17 protein-coding genes are annotated in these 15,977 nt (G+C 63.5%); 13 read left to right on the top strand and 4 right to left on the bottom strand.

Translation table 11 applies throughout. The features are described 5' to 3' along the window. The first annotated feature begins 334 nt into the window (after positions 1–334). Positions 335–1,222, top strand: a complete 888-nt coding sequence (gene rhtA / locus ACIPZ5_RS25360; RefSeq protein WP_343598513.1) for a threonine/homoserine exporter RhtA — start codon at positions 335–337, stop codon at positions 1,220–1,222. Between the two features lie 190 nt (positions 1,223–1,412). After that, entirely contained in the window at positions 1,413–1,694 is a 282-nt protein-coding gene (locus ACIPZ5_RS25355) for a hypothetical protein (protein ID WP_343598514.1), read from the top strand. Between the two features lie 55 nt (positions 1,695–1,749). Here the strand turns inward: ACIPZ5_RS25355 and ACIPZ5_RS25350 are convergent, their stop codons facing one another. Then, entirely contained in the window at positions 1,750–3,558 is a 1,809-nt protein-coding gene (locus ACIPZ5_RS25350) for an aminopeptidase P family protein (protein ID WP_343598515.1), read from the bottom strand. A 220-nt stretch (positions 3,559–3,778) separates the two neighbouring features. Between ACIPZ5_RS25350 and ACIPZ5_RS25345 the strand changes: the two genes are divergently transcribed. Together ACIPZ5_RS25345 and ACIPZ5_RS25340 are read left to right on the top strand one after the other, a co-directional pair. Beyond that, positions 3,779–4,897, top strand: a complete 1,119-nt coding sequence (locus tag ACIPZ5_RS25345) for a DUF3182 family protein (RefSeq protein ID WP_343598516.1) — start codon at positions 3,779–3,781, stop codon at positions 4,895–4,897. Beyond that, positions 4,881–5,651, top strand: a complete 771-nt coding sequence (locus ACIPZ5_RS25340; RefSeq protein ID WP_343598517.1) for an alpha/beta fold hydrolase — start codon at positions 4,881–4,883, stop codon at positions 5,649–5,651. Before ACIPZ5_RS25345 ends, ACIPZ5_RS25340 begins: the two co-directional genes overlap by 17 nt. Here the strand turns inward: ACIPZ5_RS25340 and ACIPZ5_RS25335 are convergent. Next, positions 5,630–6,010: an antibiotic biosynthesis monooxygenase gene (locus ACIPZ5_RS25335; protein WP_343598518.1), complete on the bottom strand. Its 381-nt coding sequence runs from the start codon at positions 6,008–6,010 to the stop codon at positions 5,630–5,632. The two genes, ACIPZ5_RS25340 and ACIPZ5_RS25335, sit on opposite strands and share 22 nt — an antisense overlap. Positions 6,011–6,095: 85 nt before the next feature. On the opposite strand from ACIPZ5_RS25335, the gene soxR reads away from it, so the two are divergent. Next, on the top strand, positions 6,096–6,548 hold the full coding sequence (gene soxR / locus ACIPZ5_RS25330) for a redox-sensitive transcriptional activator SoxR (RefSeq protein ID WP_400811262.1): 453 nt from the start codon (positions 6,096–6,098) through the stop codon (positions 6,546–6,548). On the opposite strand, the gene ACIPZ5_RS25325 is transcribed toward soxR, so the two are convergent. Next, complete coding sequence (locus ACIPZ5_RS25325) at positions 6,540–7,529, bottom strand: GlxA family transcriptional regulator (protein WP_400811260.1); 990 nt, start codon at positions 7,527–7,529, stop codon at positions 6,540–6,542. The genes soxR and ACIPZ5_RS25325 overlap by 9 nt on opposite strands. 82 nt (positions 7,530–7,611) lie before the next feature. Here ACIPZ5_RS25325 and ACIPZ5_RS25320 point away from each other — a divergent pair, with 82 nt between their 5' ends. Further along, on the top strand, positions 7,612–8,160 hold the full coding sequence (locus tag ACIPZ5_RS25320; RefSeq protein ID WP_343598521.1) for a cysteine hydrolase family protein: 549 nt from the start codon (positions 7,612–7,614) through the stop codon (positions 8,158–8,160). Positions 8,161–8,172: 12 nt separating this feature from the next. Here ACIPZ5_RS25320 and ACIPZ5_RS25315 read toward each other — a convergent pair whose 3' ends face one another. Continuing rightward, positions 8,173–8,736 carry an XRE family transcriptional regulator gene (locus ACIPZ5_RS25315; protein ID WP_343598522.1) on the bottom strand — a complete coding sequence of 188 codons (564 nt, stop codon included), beginning with the start codon at positions 8,734–8,736 and terminating at the stop codon, positions 8,173–8,175. Between the two features lie 83 nt (positions 8,737–8,819). Here ACIPZ5_RS25315 and ACIPZ5_RS25310 point away from each other — a divergent pair, with 83 nt between their 5' ends. From ACIPZ5_RS25310 to ACIPZ5_RS25280, 7 genes are all read left to right on the top strand, one after another. After that, the gene (locus tag ACIPZ5_RS25310; RefSeq protein ID WP_343598523.1) at positions 8,820–9,770 is read left to right on the top strand and encodes a DMT family transporter; all 951 of its coding nucleotides are present in this window, start codon (positions 8,820–8,822) and stop codon (positions 9,768–9,770) included. A gap of 149 nt (positions 9,771–9,919) precedes the next feature. Continuing rightward, entirely contained in the window at positions 9,920–12,835 is a 2,916-nt protein-coding gene (locus tag ACIPZ5_RS25305) for a monovalent cation/H+ antiporter subunit A (protein ID WP_400811255.1), read from the top strand. Then, positions 12,835–13,179: a Na+/H+ antiporter subunit C gene (locus ACIPZ5_RS25300; protein ID WP_012315281.1), complete on the top strand. Its 345-nt coding sequence runs from the start codon at positions 12,835–12,837 to the stop codon at positions 13,177–13,179. The genes ACIPZ5_RS25305 and ACIPZ5_RS25300 overlap by 1 nt, the downstream gene beginning before the upstream one ends. Beyond that, positions 13,176–14,855: a monovalent cation/H+ antiporter subunit D gene (locus tag ACIPZ5_RS25295; protein WP_400811253.1), complete on the top strand. Its 1,680-nt coding sequence runs from the start codon at positions 13,176–13,178 to the stop codon at positions 14,853–14,855. The genes ACIPZ5_RS25300 and ACIPZ5_RS25295 overlap by 4 nt, the downstream gene beginning before the upstream one ends. Beyond that, complete coding sequence (locus ACIPZ5_RS25290) at positions 14,852–15,340, top strand: Na+/H+ antiporter subunit E (RefSeq protein ID WP_343598526.1); 489 nt, start codon at positions 14,852–14,854, stop codon at positions 15,338–15,340. Before ACIPZ5_RS25295 ends, ACIPZ5_RS25290 begins: the two co-directional genes overlap by 4 nt. Then, complete coding sequence (locus ACIPZ5_RS25285) at positions 15,337–15,615, top strand: K+/H+ antiporter subunit F (RefSeq protein ID WP_003250109.1); 279 nt, start codon at positions 15,337–15,339, stop codon at positions 15,613–15,615. The genes ACIPZ5_RS25290 and ACIPZ5_RS25285 overlap by 4 nt, the downstream gene beginning before the upstream one ends. After that, positions 15,612–15,977, top strand: a complete 366-nt coding sequence (locus ACIPZ5_RS25280) for a Na+/H+ antiporter subunit G (protein ID WP_343598527.1) — start codon at positions 15,612–15,614, stop codon at positions 15,975–15,977. The genes ACIPZ5_RS25285 and ACIPZ5_RS25280 overlap by 4 nt, the downstream gene beginning before the upstream one ends.

Below are 15,977 nucleotides of genomic sequence, written 5' to 3'. Positions count from 1 at the left end.
CTCGTTGAATCTCAAGGAGTTTGTCGTTCCGTTGTCGCTGGAAGTGGGGCGCATTATAAGGGGATTCGGATGGGCGTCAACCTTTAATTTCAAGAGATTGAAATATGAGAGGGAAAAGACCGTATCAGGGCCACCAGGTGTTTGCCACAAGCCTTGCAGGGCCTGTGAGATCGAGCGCCGCCCGCGCGGCGCTCGACCTCAAAGGCGCCAGACTACTAAAGGCAGGCATCTCTTGAAACCAACCCAATCCCAAGCCATCCCCTTGCACCCGGCCCAAGCAATTGCGCACTATATTGCACACCCCTGCACACATCCCAAGGATAGCCGCACATAAATGAACACCCAGCCCCGCAGCCTGGCCGCCACCCTCTTCCCGATCGGCTTGCTGCTCATTGCCATGGCCTCGATCCAGTCCGGCGCCTCATTGGCCAAAAGCATGTTCCCCATCATCGGCGCTCAAGGCACTACCACCCTGCGCCTGATTTTCGCGAGCATCATCATGTTGCTGATCCTGCGACCCTGGCGCGTGCGCATGACGGCTAACACCCTGCGCAACGTCGTCATCTACGGCATGTCCCTGGGAGGCATGAATTTCCTCTTCTATATGTCGCTGCAAACCACACCGCTGGGTATCGCCGTTGCCCTTGAGTTCACCGGCCCGCTGGCCGTGGCGCTGTTCGCCTCGCGCCGTGCACTTGACTTCGTGTGGATTGCCCTGGCGGTTGTCGGCCTGTTGCTGTTGCTGCCAGTCGGACATGGCGGCCAGCCACTTGATGTACAGGGTGCTGCGTATGCGCTTGGCGCAGGCGTGTGCTGGGCACTGTACATCCTGTTCGGCCAACGCGCCGGCGCCGAGCACGGGATCCAGAGCGCCGCCCTCGGCGTGGTGGTCGCCGCGTTGTTTGTTGCGCCCATCGGTATCGCCCATGCCGGCAGTGCATTGCTCACCCCTGCTGTAATCCCGCTGGCTCTGGGCGTCGCAGTACTTTCGACCGCCCTGCCCTATAGCCTGGAGATGGTCGCCCTGACCCGCATGCCAGCCCGTACTTTCGGTACATTGATGAGCATCGAACCGGCGATCGGCGCACTCTCAGGCCTGCTGTTCCTGGGCGAAGTACTGAGCACTACCCAGTGGCTGGCGATTCTCGCCATCATCGCAGCCTCGGCCGGCGCTACACTGTCCATGCGCCGAGAGTCGAATCCGGTAGTCGCCGCAGACTGATTTGAGATGAAGATTCATTTGAGACACGATTAATCATTGTCCCCCTACGTCCTGCTGATTAAGCTGTCACAAAATCATAATCTCTACGCTATCTACTTGTGCGCACACGGAAGGCGAGAAAGATTCAAGAAGAACCAAAGCGATAACGACAGGGCCAGACAGCTGATCAGCCCTGCATTTAAGGACAGGAATGAAACGTATTTTGCTCATCCTGGCCGTCTTGGCCATTGCCGGATGCGCCGCAACGGCCAAGACTGAGGTCAAAAAGGGGAAAAAGGGCCTGCATATCAATTGCTCCGGCCTGTCTTCGTCGTGGGACAAGTGCTATAGCAAGGCGGCCACGTCCTGCAGCGCTCGCGGTTACAAGGTGATCGCCCGCTCCGGCGACACTGACGAAGAGCCCGGTGACTACCTGTTCGGCATCAACCCCGCCGGCTATACCAGCCGTAGCATGATCGTCATCTGTAAATAAGAAAGGGCAGCCCACGAGCTGCCCTTTTTCATTTGCCGACTTGCCATGAAACCGCTTAGAGCGGCGCTGTACGCGCCTGCAGCCAGTCCAGCGCAGCCCCTTGCAGCAAGGGCGCCAGACGCTCACGCACTGTTGCGTGGTATTGGTTCAGCCAATCCCGCTCTTCCTTGGCCAGCATCTCGGGAAGCAGGCAACGGGTGTCGATAGGGCACAGGGTCAAAGTCTCAAACCGCAGGAAGTCACCAAACGCACTCTTGCCCGACTCGCGGTTGGCTACCAGGTTCTCGATACGCACACCCCACGCGCCAGGCCGGTAGGTGCCCGGTTCGATCGAACTGATCATGCCTACCTGCATTGCCGTCTGCGGCGTGGTCGCCGCTTGGTAGGCAATCACCTGCGGGCCTTCGTGCACGTTCATGAAGTAGCCCACACCATGCCCGGTGCCATGACCGTAGTCGACCTGGTCTGCCCAGATCGGCGCCCGCGCGATGGCATCGAGCAACGGTGACAGGATGCCGCGCGGGAAGCTGGCACGCGACAAGGCGATCATGCCCTTGAGCACGCGCGTGCAGTCCTGCTTCTGCTCCAGCGTCGGATTACCCACCGGAACCATTCGCGTGATGTCGGTGGTACCTCCCAGATACTGCCCTCCAGAATCGATCAACAGCAGGCCGTCACCTTCGATGACCGCATGGGATTCTTCGGTAGCACGGTAATGCGGCATCGCGCCATTACCGTTGAATGCCGCGATGGTCGAAAAACTCAGCGAGACGAAGCCGGGCCGGCGGGCACGTGCAGCACTCAACTGTTCATCGACCGTCAGCTCGGTAATGACCTCCTGGCCCTGATGCGCTTCAAACCAGGCGAAGAATTCGCACAAGGCCGCGCCATCCTGCTCCATCACCTGGCGTACATGCACCAGCTCCTCTTCCCCTTTGCGTGATTTGCTCAAGGTGGTCGGATTGAGTCCTTCCACCAGTTGCACCCGGGCATCCAGGCTTTTCAGCAGGCCGCAGGTCACGCGAGCCGGATCGACCAGCAGCCGGCTATCGGCCGCCAACTGCGCCAAGGCATCGTGCACCGCCGCGTAATCGCGCACTTCGATGCCATCGACCTCGAGCACATGGCGCAAATGCTCATCGAGCTTTCCGGCTCCGACGAACAGGATCGCCTGCGCTTTGCCGACCAATGCAAAGGAAACGAAAACCGGGTTGTACGACACATCACTGCCGCGCAGGTTGAACAGCCAGGCGATGTCGTCCAGGGTCGCAATGAAGTGCCAATCAGCGCCCTTCTCCTGCAGCGTTGCCCGCAGCTGGGCGAGCTTCTCGGCCCGGCTGACCGTGGCATGGGGCGGCAGATGCTGATACACCGGGTTGCCAGGCAGCGCCGGGCGTCCCTCCCAGACTTCGGCGAGCAAGTCCCGATCGGTTACCAGGCGGGCCTTGCGAGCCTTGAGCCGTTCTTCCAGTTGACGCGCTGGCGCCAGTGCCATGACCGCACCATCCACAGCCACGGCGCCATCCTCCCGGACATTGTCCCCGAGCCACTCAAGCGCGCCCGGCTTGCCCGGCAACAGCTTCATCAAGGCGATGCCGCTACCGGCCAGCTCCTTCTCGGCTTGCTCCCAATAGCGGCTGTCGACCCACACTCCAGCAAAGTCCGCAGTCACCACCAAGGTGCCCACCGAGCCATCGAACCCCGACAGCCACCGACGCCCCTGCCAGTAGCCCGGCAGATATTCGGAAAGATGCGGGTCGGCCGACGGCACCAGCAGGGCATCGACCCCCTCCCGCGCCATGACTGCGCGCACGCGCGCCAGGCGCTCCGGCACACTTTGCTGAATGGTGGTCTGAACGTTCATGCGCACTCCTGCGGACACATCGTGGTTATTCCAGGATGAGGATAATGGAACAGCTGCCACGGTGCCGCAATCGTGGCGACCGACTCACGGCATGCTATGCCCACGACGCCACCTGCAAAAAAGACGCTTCCTACAACCGACTCTGGACCATCAGTCATTTCCAGCTGAACTTACCGCTGGCACAGGCTTCACAACCTGTACATTCATTGCGCAGAGGCAGATGCCCATGCCCAGTGCCTGCGACCAGAAGACCGCCGTGGTGCTGCTCGATACCCGCGAACACACCCCGGAACATGAACATGCCGTGCACCTGAAGCTTGCTGATCGTCTGGCCCGGCTGCTGGGCTGCGATGCCGTGCTGGCCGATGTGCCGGCCAGGGAAGAGCCACACTACTATTACCTGCCAAGCGAAACCCTGGTCGGCCCTGAGCGTTACGCCGCCATGGGCATTCGCAGCGAGCAGGACCTGTTCGGCGGCTTGGTCAGCCACCCCTACATGGCTACCAAGGCGATTTCCCACCCGCTGCCGGCCGATGCCGAATTCCCGCCGGGCTGGACCGATGCCTTCGCCCACCAAGCCAGTGATGCCCTGCTCTGCGGCTACACCGTGTTCAGCAAGGCCGATGCCCGGCGCGCCGCCCGGCTGCTGCTGCGTGACGGCCCGCTGCGCGTGAAGCCGGTACTGGCTTGTGCCGGCCGTGGCCAGCGCGTCATCACCGAGGCGGATGAACTGGAGCCGCTGTTGGCCAGCATCGATGAACGGGACCTGGCCCTGTGGGGCCTTGTGCTGGAGGAGGACCTCAGCAAGGTCGAGACCTTCAGCGTCGGCCAGGTCCGCGTCGCCGGCCTGACCTGCAGCTATCACGGTACCCAGCAGCTGACCCATGACCACCAAGGCATCGAGGTCTACGGTGGCTCCGAACTGGTCGTGGTACGGGGTGACTACCATGCCCTGCTGCAGCTGCCTCTGGAGGACCATCTACGCCTGGCGATCAACCAGGCTATGGTCTACGAGCAAGCCGCCGAACAGCATTTCCCTGACTTCATCGCCTCGCGACGCAACTACGACATCGCCCGCGGCACCACGGCCCAGGGCCATTTGCGCAGCGGCGTGCTCGAACAATCCTGGCGTGTGGGGGGCGCCAGCAGCGCAGAGCTCCTGGCATTGCAGGCATTTGCCGACGACCCGGCCCTGCAGCAGGTATGCGCATCCACCCATGAAGTATTCGGTGTCCCCGACCTGCCCACTGACGCCACCCTCTTCTATCAAGGAAACGACAGTGAACTCGGACAATTCAGCAAGTACGCGCGGATTCGCCAGCATGAGCATTCAGAGTGAAACCGTGGAACTGCAGGTCGATGGTGACAGCATCGCCGGCACCCTGGTCAGCCCTGGCAGCAAGATGCCCGGCATTCTCTTCGTCCACGGCTGGGGCGGCAGCCAGCAGCGCGACCTGGCGCGCGCCCGGCAAATTACCGGCCTGGGGTGCGTGTGCATGACCTTCGACCTGCGCGGCCACGAAAAGACCGAGAGCCAGCGCCTGACTGTCACCCGCGAACAGAACCTCAAGGACCTGCTGGCCGCCTACGACCGGCTGGCCAGCCACCCGGCGGTCGACGGCAGCGCCATCGCCATCATCGGTAGCAGCTACGGGGGCTACCTGGCCACCTTGCTGACCCTGCAGCGGCCGGTGAAATGGCTGGCCTTGCGGGTACCGGCGATGTATTGGGATGACGAATGGAACATGCCCAAGCAAGCCCTCGACCGCCAGCGCCTCAATGCCTACCGCCAGCGCACGCTCGGCCCGGCAGACAATCGTGCCTTGGCCGCCTGCGCCGAGTTTGCCGGGGATGTGCTGCTGGTCGAATCGGAACAGGACGACTACGTGCCGCATTCCACGCTGATGAGCTACCGTTCGGCGTTCGTCAGCGCACACTCGCTGACCCATCGTATCGTCGATGGTGCCGATCACGCGTTATCCAGCGAGGCCAGCCAGAAGGCCTACAGTGCGATCCTGGCGGCCTGGGTCAGCGAAATGGTGGTCGGCGCACGCCTGGACCGCTACCCGCACTACGCCCCCTGGTATGCCTGACTGTCACCGACCTGGCAATGCAGCCCCCCGTCAGCACCTCGTACCAGGCTGCGCAACGTCTGATAGGCGGCAAAGTTGACACCTCGCGCCTGATGGCGGCTGAGCAGGTCGAAGAATGGCTCTTCAGCAAAACACTCTGCAGCCTCCTCCCAGGCCAGGCGTGATCGCCATTGCAGGTATTGCAAGACGCGGCTGCCATCGTCGCTGGCCTGAATGCTGACACTTTGCAAACCTTGGCAGCGCGTTGCCAGCTCTTCGCTGCGCATGACCAACGCTTCAGCCAGCGCTGCCTGGCGTGAAGCGGGCACCTCGTATTCGATCATCTGAGTGAACCACAGGGAATGCTGCGTGGCCGTCATGGCGGGTCTCCTTGCTACAGCGCTTGCTACAGAATGGCCAGCAGGGTAAAACCTCCAGTTAACTCAAGGTCAAGCGATTTTTCCCATGCCGAGCACAACCTCAGCCACCCCCGACAAACTGCTCAGCGTCGGCCAACTGGCAGCGCGCAGCGGCGTGGCGGTGACCGCGCTGCATTTCTATGAAACCAAGGGGCTGATCCAGAGCACCCGCAATGCTGGCAACCAGCGGCGCTATCCCAGGGCGATGCTGCGCCGGGTCGCAGTGATCAAGATGGCCCAGCGTCTGGGCATACCGCTGGCTGAGATTGCCGCTGCCCTGGCCGCGCTGCCCAGCGACCACACCCCGACCGCCGAAGACTGGCAACGGCTTTCGGCGCGCTGGCGTGACGACTTGAGCCGGCGCATCGACGAAATGGTCAGGCTGCGTGACCAGCTCGATGGCTGCATTGGCTGTGGTTGCATGTCGCTGAAGGAGTGCCCGCTGCGCAACCGCCAGGACCACCTGGCAGACGCTGGCCCGGGGCCGCATCTACCCTGAACAGGGCAGCGCGAGGCGTTGCCGGTACTCGCTTGGCGTGAGCCCGGTGATGCGTTGGAACACCTTGCGAAACGCCCCAGGGTCCTGATACCCCACACCCCAGGCAATCTGCTCCACCGTACGCCGGGTGAACTCCAGCATCCGGCATGCCCGCCCTACCCTGACCTGCTGACAGTACTCAGTGGGTTTCAAACCGGTGGCCGCACGGAAGCGCCTGAGGAATGTGCGCGCTTCAAGCCCGGCACAGGCTGCCATGCCGGCGAGGTCGGCGTCTTGCGCCCCAGCGGCCTGCAACCAGTGCTGAACCCTCAGCACCGCTTGGTCACCATGATCCAGGCGCGGGCTGAACAGCGCCCCCGGCAACGGCCTGGCGACCGGCTCGACAGACATGTAGCGCGCCGTTTCCCAGGCCACGCAGGCTCCCAGGTAGCGCTCCAGCAGACGCAGCCCCAGTTCGGTCCAGGCCATCAACCCGGCTGAAGTCATGATGTCACCGTCATCCAGCAACGGCTGGTTGGCCTCCACACGGACCTTCGGGTAACGCTGGGCAAGGGTTTGCGCATAGTTCCAGTGGGTACTCGCGGCCCGCCCGTCGAGCAGGCCACTGGCAGCGATGAAGAATACGCCGATGCATACCGAAGCCAACACCGTGCCCTGGCCATGCGATTGGCACAGCGGCTGCCGGTGTCGCTCCAGCAGCTCAAATGCAGGCGTCGACTCGAGGCTCGGCGGAATGATCAGCACACGCAGCGGCTGGCACGCCGTGCCGGGGCTATCCTCAAGCAGGCGTAATTGCCCTGCTTCATCGACCTGCCAGTGGCTGACGCGCACCTGTGGCAGTTCGAGCGCGCCCAGCTCGGCGGCCACACGATTGGCCACACTGAACAGGTCGCTCAAGCCATGCAGTGCCGCGCGCTGCGCGCCCGGATAGTGCAGCAGGCCGATCTCCAGGCTGCCAGGGCTGTCAGTTTTTGCCGTCATTGTGTCGATCGCGCCAATCCTCAAGTCGGTGCCCACAGCCTATAACTATCGTCAGCCAACGACTACTGCCACAGGAGGCAACATGAGCAAGCAGGCCCTGATCATCATCGACATCCAGAACGACTACTTCCCTGGCGGCAAATGGACCCTCGAGGGTGCCGACAAGGCGGCTGACAATGCCGCACGCCTGCTGGCCGCGGCGCGCCGGAAAGGCGACCTGGTGGTTCACGTGCGGCATGAATTCGAAAGCGCCGATGCGCCATTCTTCGCCCCGGGGACCCAAGGTTCGGCCATTCACGCGAAGGTCGCGCCAACGGCGGGCGAACCGGTGGTACTCAAGCACAAGGTCAACGCATTTCTTGGCACCGACCTGAAACAGAGGCTGGACCAGCATCAGGTCAAGGCCGTGACCATCGTCGGCAGCATGAGCCACATGTGCATCGACGCCGCCTCCCGCGCGGCCGCTGATTTTGGCTATGACGTCACCGTGGCCCACGATGCCTGCGCCACCCTGCCGCTGGAGTTCGATGGCAAGCAGGTGCCGGCCGCCCAGGTGCACGATTCGGCAATGGCTGCCCTGGCGTTTGCCTATGCCAAGGTGGTGAAGACCGACGAACTGCTCAAGGGCTGAGCCTGGCGCCACTCAGATCACCACATTACGCACGAAGCGCACGGGCACTTCCCCATCATTGCGGTAGGCATAGCGGCAGTTGCTGGGGAACACATGGAACTGCCCCACCCGCAGGCAGTGCTCGGCGCCTTCGATGATCAGCGTCAATTGGCCTTCGGCCACGTAGATCTGCTCACTCCAGCCATCGGCATCGGCTTCGCTGCGGTAGCACTCGCCAGGCGCGAGGGTCCATTCCCAGATTTCCACTTCGCGCCGGGCGCTGCTGCTGGCCAGCAGCACTGCCTTGCTCTGCGGGTGCTCGCCAGTCCAGGCCAGTTCGTCGATGCGGCTGGGGTCGCGCTGATCCGGGGCCTGGATCAGGGTGCTGAAGGCTACCCCAAGGGCTTCGGCAATCAGGTCGAGCGTGGTCAGGCTGACATTCTTCTCGCCCGCCTCGATCGCCACCAGCATCCGTCGGCTGACCCCGGAACGTTCGGCCAGGGCGCTCTGACTCATCCCGGCCGCATTGCGCAGGCTGCGGACATTGAGGCTGACATGTTGCAGCACCGATGCTCGGTGCGCGGAATCTTTGTGCACTATATTGCTCACTCCCACCAATTGCGCAGTATACTGCCCACTTTGCGGCGATTGTGCGCCGCCCCCTCCGAGTGCGCAAGACCATGAGCCAACCGACCAGCAGCCCACAGACCGCGGTATCTTTTCGCCTGAGCAAGGCAGAAATGGTGCTGGTGTTCATTACCATGCTGTGGGGCGGTACCTTTCTGCTGGTGCACAATGTCATGACCGTGAGCGGCCCGATGTTCTTTGTCGGCCTGCGCTTCGCCGCTGCGGCGCTGTTCGTCGGCCTGGCCTCGGCGCGCGGATTGTCTGGCTTGACCTTCACCGAGCTGAAGGCCGGCGTGCTGATCGGGGTGTCCATCATGCTGGGTTACGGCCTGCAGACCATGGGCCTGCAAACCATCAGCAGCAGCCAGTCGGCGTTCATCACGGCGCTTTACGTTCCGTTCGTACCGCTGCTGCAATGGTTGGTGCTGGGGCGCCGCCCAGGGCTGATGCCGAGCCTCGGTATCTGCCTGGCGTTCGTCGGCCTGATGCTGCTGGCCGGGCCCGAAGGCGGCGCGTTGCACTTCAGCGAAGGTGAAGTGGTTACCCTGGTGAGTGCCGTGGCCATTGCCGCCGAGATCATCCTGATCAGCCGCTTCGCCGGCCAGGTCGATGTGCGCCGGGTCACCGTGGTGCAGTTGGCCACCGCTTCGCTGCTGGCGTTCCTGATGATCGTCCCGACCCAGGAGCGCCTGCCCGACTTTTCCTGGTTGCTGTTGCTTAGCGCACTGGGCCTGGGCGCCATGAGCGCGGTGATTCAGGTGGCGATGAACTGGGCGCAGAAATCGGTTTCGCCAACGCGTGCCACGCTGATCTACGCAGGTGAACCCGTGTGGGCCGGCATCGTCGGGCGCATCGCCGGCGAGCGTCTGCCCGGTATCGCTTTGATCGGCGGGCTACTGATCGTCATCGCCGTGGTGGTCAGCGAGCTGAAGGTCCGTCGCAACCGTGAAAACAGCGAAGCACTCGACGCACCAGCCTCCCGCGAACACGAAGCCGGCCTGTAAAGTGCCCGGCAACGTCTATGCTCTGTAAGAAACTGTTATAAAAAAACAGCTTGTCACAGCGCTTTTGTAGGATTCTGCGACAGCTTGCGTGTTGGTGATCAACGGCCCGGCACGTATGATCCTTGCAAACCTTTCCAGAATAGACCGCTATGTCATTGATAGTGCTACTGCTTCTGCCGTTCGTGGGCAGTTGCCTGGCAGCTGTGCTGCCGCACAACGCACGCAACGCCGAGTCCATCCTTGCCGGGCTCGTGGCCCTGGTCGGCACCGTCCAGGTAGCACTGCTGTACCCTCAGATTGCCGATGGCGGCGTGATCCGCGAAGAACTGCTGTGGCTGCCCAGCCTGGGCCTGAACCTGGTCCTGCGCATGGACGGTTTCGCCTGGCTGTTCTCATTGCTGGTACTGGGCATCGGCAGCCTGGTGTCGCTGTATGCACGCTACTACATGTCGCCACAGGACCCGGTTCCGCGCTTCTTTGCCTTCTTCCTGGCATTCATGGGCGCCATGCTCGGCCTGGTGATCTCCGGCAACCTGATCCAGCTGGTGTTCTTCTGGGAACTGACCAGCCTGTTCTCGTTCCTGCTGATCGGTTACTGGCACCACCGCGCCGACGCCCGCCGCGGCGCCTACATGGCCTTGATGGTAACGGGGGCCGGGGGCTTGTGCCTGCTGGTCGGGGCCCTGCTGCTCGGCCATGTGGTCGGCAGCTACGACCTGGACAAGGTCCTGGCTGCCGGCGATACCATCCGCCAGCACGCGCTGTATCCGGTGCTGCTTCCTCTTATCCTGATCGGCGCACTGAGCAAGAGTGCGCAATTCCCCTTCCAGTTCTGGCTGCCCCATGCCATGGCAGCACCCACTCCGGTTTCGGCCTACCTGCACTCGGCAACCATGGTCAAGGCCGGCGTGTTCCTGCTGGCTCGTCTCTGGCCTGTATTGTCGGGCAGTGAAGAGTGGTTCTGGATCGTCGGCGGCGCGGGTGCCGTGACCTTGTTGCTAGGCGCCTTCGCTGCAATGTTCCAGAACGACCTCAAGGGTTTGCTGGCCTACTCCACCATCAGCCACCTCGGTCTTATCACCCTGCTGCTGGGCCTCAACAGCCCGCTGGCGGCGGTCGCCGCCGTGTTCCACATTCTCAACCACGCCACCTTCAAGGCCTCGCTGTTCATGGCTGCCGGCATCATCGACCATGAAAGCGGCACCCGCGACATCCGCCGCCTCAGCGGCCTGATCCGCCTGGTGCCCTACACCGCGACCCTGGCCATGGTGGCCAGCGCCTCGATGGCCGGCGTGCCGCTGCTGAACGGTTTCCTGTCCAAGGAAATGTTCTTTGCCGAAACCGTGTTCATCACCTCCACGGCCTGGGTCGAAGCCGCACTGCCGGTGATCGCCACCCTCGCCGGGACCTTCAGCGTCGCCTATGCCTTACGCTTCACCGTCGACGTGTTCTTCGGGCCCAAGGCCGAGGACCTGCCGCACACGCCGCACGAACCACCGCGCTGGATGCGCGCGCCGGTCGAACTGCTGGTGCTGACCTGCCTGGTGGTGGGTATCTTCCCGGCGCAGTCGGTCGGCCCGCTGCTGGCCGCCGCTGCACTGCCGGTGGTGGGTGGCACGCTGCCGGAATATAGCCTGGCCATCTGGCATGGCTGGAACGCCCCGCTGATCATGAGCCTGGTGGCCATGAGCGGCGGTATCGTGCTCTACCTGCTGCTGCGCAACCAGCTGCGCCGTGGACGCTTCCCGTATCCGCCGCTGATCGAGCGTTTCAATGGCAAGCGCCTGTTCGAGCACGGCCAGGTCCGGCTGATGCTGCTGGCGCGACGCATCGAGCGGTTGCTGACCAGCCGCCGCCTGCAGTCGCAACTGTTCATGCTGGTGCTGGCAGCCTTCATCGCCGGCCTCACGCCGATGCTGTACAGCGGCCTGAGCTGGGGCGACCGGCCGAAGATCCCCGGCTCCGGCGTGTTCGTCGCGCTGTGGCTGATCGCAATCGCCTGCGCCATCGGCGCCGCCTACCAGGCCAAGTATCACCGCCTGGCGGCATTGATCATGGTCAGCGTCTGCGGCCTGATGACCTGCATCACCTTCGTCTGGTTCTCCGCCCCGGACCTGGCCCTGACCCAATTGGTGGTCGAGGTGGTCACCACGGTACTGATCCTGCTCGGCTTGCGCTGGCTGCCACGGCGTATCGAAGGCGTCTCGCCACTACCCGGCAGCCTTGACCGCGCCCGTGCCCGGCGCCTGCGTGACCTGCTGCTGGCGGTGCTGGTCGGTGCCGGCATGGCGGTGCTGTCGTACGCCATGCTGACCCGGCCGACGCCCAACGACATCTCGTCGTTCTACCTCAGCCGCGCCCTGCCGCAAGGCGGCGGCACTAACGTGGTCAACGTGATGCTGGTGGACTTCCGCGGCTTCGATACCCTCGGCGAGATCACCGTGCTGGTGGCCGTGGCGCTGACCGTATTCGCCCTGCTGAGGCGCTTCCGCCCACCGAAGGAAAGCATGCAGTTGCCAGCCCAGCAGCGTCAGCTGGCGCCGGACGTGGTCACCGACCTGATCAACCCGCGGCATGCCACCGACACCGCCCTGGGCTTCATGATGGTGCCCGCAGTGCTGGTACGCCTGCTGCTGCCAATCGCCCTGCTGGTGTCGATGTACCTGTTCATGCGCGGCCATAACCAGCCAGGCGGCGGTTTCGTCGCTGGCCTGGTGATGTCGGTGGCGTTCATCCTGCAGTACATGGTGGCCGGCACCCAATGGGTAGAAGCTCAGATGAGCCTGCGGCCGCTGCGCTGGATGGGCACCGGGCTGCTCTGCGCGACCTTGACCGGGGTCGGCGCCATGCTGCTCGGCTACCCGTTCCTCACCACCCATACCGCACACCTGCACCTGCCGCTGCTCGGCGACGTGCACGTAGCCAGCGCGCTGTTCTTCGACATCGGCGTGTTCACCGTGGTGGTCGGCTCGACCCTGCTGATTCTCACCGCCCTGGCGCACCAGTCGGTGCGTGCCTACCGCCCGGGCAACCCGTCGAAGTCCAGCCAAGCAGGAGCCGCCTGATGGAAGAAGTCATTGCAGTCGCCATCGGTGTACTGGCCGCATCGGGGGTATGGTTGATCCTGCGCCCGCGTACCTACCAGGTGATCATGGGCCTGTGCCTGCTGTCGTATGGGGTCAACCTGTTCATCTTCAGCATGGGCAGCCTGTTCATCGGCAAGGAGCCGATCATCAAGGAGGGGGTGACCCAGGACCTGCTGCACTACACCGACCCGCTGCCGCAGGCGCTGGTACTCACCGCCATCGTCATCAGCTTTGCCATGACCGCACTGTTCCTGGTGGTACTGCTGGCATCGCGCGGCCTGACCGGCACCGACCATGTAGACGGCCGGGAGCGTGACGAATGAGTGGCATGAGTCAACTGATCGTCGCCCCCATCCTGCTACCACTGCTGACGGCAGCAGTGATGCTGTTGCTGGGCGAAAAGCATCGCCAGATCAAGGCACACCTGAACCTGCTTTCGACCTTTACCGGGCTGGCCATCGCCGTCAGCCTGCTGCTGTGGGTGCGCACCCAGGGGCAGGCGGAATCGATCGGTGTCTACCTGCCTGGCAACTGGCCCGCGCCCTTTGGCATCGTTCTGGTTGTGGATCACCTCTCAGCCCTGCTGCTGACCCTGACCGGCGTCATCGGCATCAGCGCCCTGCTGTTCGCCCGTGCCCGCTGGGATGGTGCCGGCGCCAGCTTCCATGCGCTGTTCCAGATCCAGCTGATGGGCCTGTACGGTGCCTTCCTGACCGCCGACCTGTTCAACCTGTTCGTGTTCTTCGAAGTGTTGCTGGCCGCCTCCTACGGCCTGCTGCTGCATGGCTCGGGCCGCGCACGGGTGCGAGCCGGGCTGCATTACATCGCCATCAACCTGTTCGCCTCATCGCTGTTCCTGATTGGCGCAGCGATGCTGTACGGTGTGACCGGCACCCTGAACATGGCCGACCTGGCCCTGAAGATCCCGCTGGTGCCAGAAGCCGACCGTGGCCTGCTGCACGCTGGCGCAGCGATCCTGGCCATGGCCTTCCTGGTCAAGGCCGGCATCTGGCCGCTGAATTTCTGGCTGGTGCCTGCCTACGCCTCGGCCAGTGCACCGGTCGCCGCGCTGTTCGCCATCATGACCAAGGTCGGCCTGTACGCGGTACTGCGCCTGTGGACCCTGCTGTTTTCCGGGCAGGCCGGTGCTTCGGCGCATTTCGGCGGGCAATGGCTGGTCTACGGGGGCCTGGTCACCCTGGCCGTGGCGGCGGTGTCGATACTGGCCGCGCAACGCCTGGAGCGCATGGCCGCGTTGAGCATCCTGGTTTCCGCCGGCACCCTGCTCGGCGCAGTCGGTTTCGCCCAGCCGGCGCTCACTGGCGCAGCACTGTTCTACCTGGTCAACTCAACCCTGGCGCTGTGCGCGTTGTTCCTGCTGGCCGAACTGGTCGAGCGCTCGCGTTCGGCCAACGAGGCGCCGCTGGATGAAGAAGAAGACGCCATGCCTTCACCACTCGAGTCGCTGCACCCGCCCAAAGGCATCAACCTCGACGACGAGCAGAAGGTGGTCATCGGCCAGATCATCCCCTGGACCATGGCATTCCTGGGCCTGAGTTTCATTGCCTGTGCCCTGCTCATCATCGGCATGCCGCCGCTATCCGGGTTCGTCAGCAAGCTCAACCTGATCAGCGCACTGTTCAATCCACAGGGCCTGGGCATGCCAGCCGAGCAACCTCTGCCGGCGGCGGGCTGGGTGCTGGTGGCCTTGCTGATCCTCTCAGGCATGGCCTCGCTGATCGCATTCGGCCGGGTCGGCATCCAGCGTTTCTGGAAGCCCGAAGAGCGACCCTCACCTGTACTGCGCCGCTACGAGTGCCTGCCCATCGTGGTCCTGCTCGGCCTGTGCATCATCCTCAGTTTCAGGGCTGAACCGCTGCTGCGCTACACCCAGGACACTGCAGCCAGCCTGCAGGCGCCGGACGCCTACATCGAAGCCGTAATGGCCGCCCGCCCGGTCCCTGGCCCGACCACACTCGACGTACAGGTGCAGCCATGAGCCGATTGTTCCCCGCTCCGCTGCTATCGGCTGCATTGTTCGTGCTGTGGCTGCTGTTGAACCTGTCGCTCAGCCCCGGCAACCTGTTGCTGGGCGCAGCACTGGGCGTGCTGGCCCCACTGCTGATGGCACCGTTGCGCCCGCAATATGCGCATGTGCGCAAACCGTGGGCAGTGGCAAAGCTGATTGGCCGGGTCGGCATTGATGTCATCCATTCCAACCTGTTGGTGGCCATCGGCGTACTGCGCGCCGGGCAGCGCCCGCCACGCTCGGCTTTCGTGCACATTCCACTGGACCTGCGCGACGCCCACGGCCTCGCGGCACTGTCGATGATCACTACTGTGGTACCCGGCACCGTATGGTCGGAACTGGCCCTGGACCGCAGCGTACTGCTGCTGCATGTGTTCGATCTGAACGACGAAGCGGCCTTCATCGAACACTTCAAGCACACCTACGAACGCCCGTTGATGGAGATCTTCGAATGACAGGCCTGCTCGCCAACGCAGTCCTCGCCAGCCTGTTCATCTTCGCCCTGGCCATGGGCCTGGCGTTGATCCGGCTGTTCCGCGGCCCTTCCGCCCAGGACCGGGTGCTGGCGCTGGACTACCTGTACATCCTGGCCATGCTGACGATGCTGGTGCTGGGGATCCGCTATGCCAGTGACACCTACTTCGAGGGTGCGCTGCTGATCGCCCTGTTCGGCTTCGTCGGCTCGTTCGCCCTGGCCAAGTTCCTGCTGCGTGGTGAGGTGATTGAATGACCGAAACCCTTGAACTGCCGTTCTGGCTGGAACTGGTCACAGCCGCGCTGCTGCTGATCGGCAGCCTCTTCGCACTGATCGGCGCCATTGGCCTGCTGCGCCTGAAAGACTACTTCCAGCGCATGCACCCACCGGCGCTGGCGTCGACCATCGGTGCCTGGTGCGTGGCACTGGCGTCGATCTTCTACTTCTCCTGGCTCAAGGATCACCCGGTGCTGCATGCCTGGCTGATCCCGATCCTGCTGTCGATCACCGTACCGGTCACGACACTGCTGCTGGCCCGGGCGGCGCTGTTTCGCAAGCGAATGGCGAAGGAAGCCGTACCTGAAGAAGTGAGCAGTGGCCGCGACCGCGGCCACTGA

It is taken from the genome of Pseudomonas sp. NPDC089428 (assembly GCF_044749325.1).
In the GTDB taxonomy this organism is placed as follows: domain Bacteria; phylum Pseudomonadota; class Gammaproteobacteria; order Pseudomonadales; family Pseudomonadaceae; genus Aquipseudomonas.
Note: the sequence above shows the minus strand (reverse complement) of the source record. Positions and strands in the feature narration are given on the sequence as shown.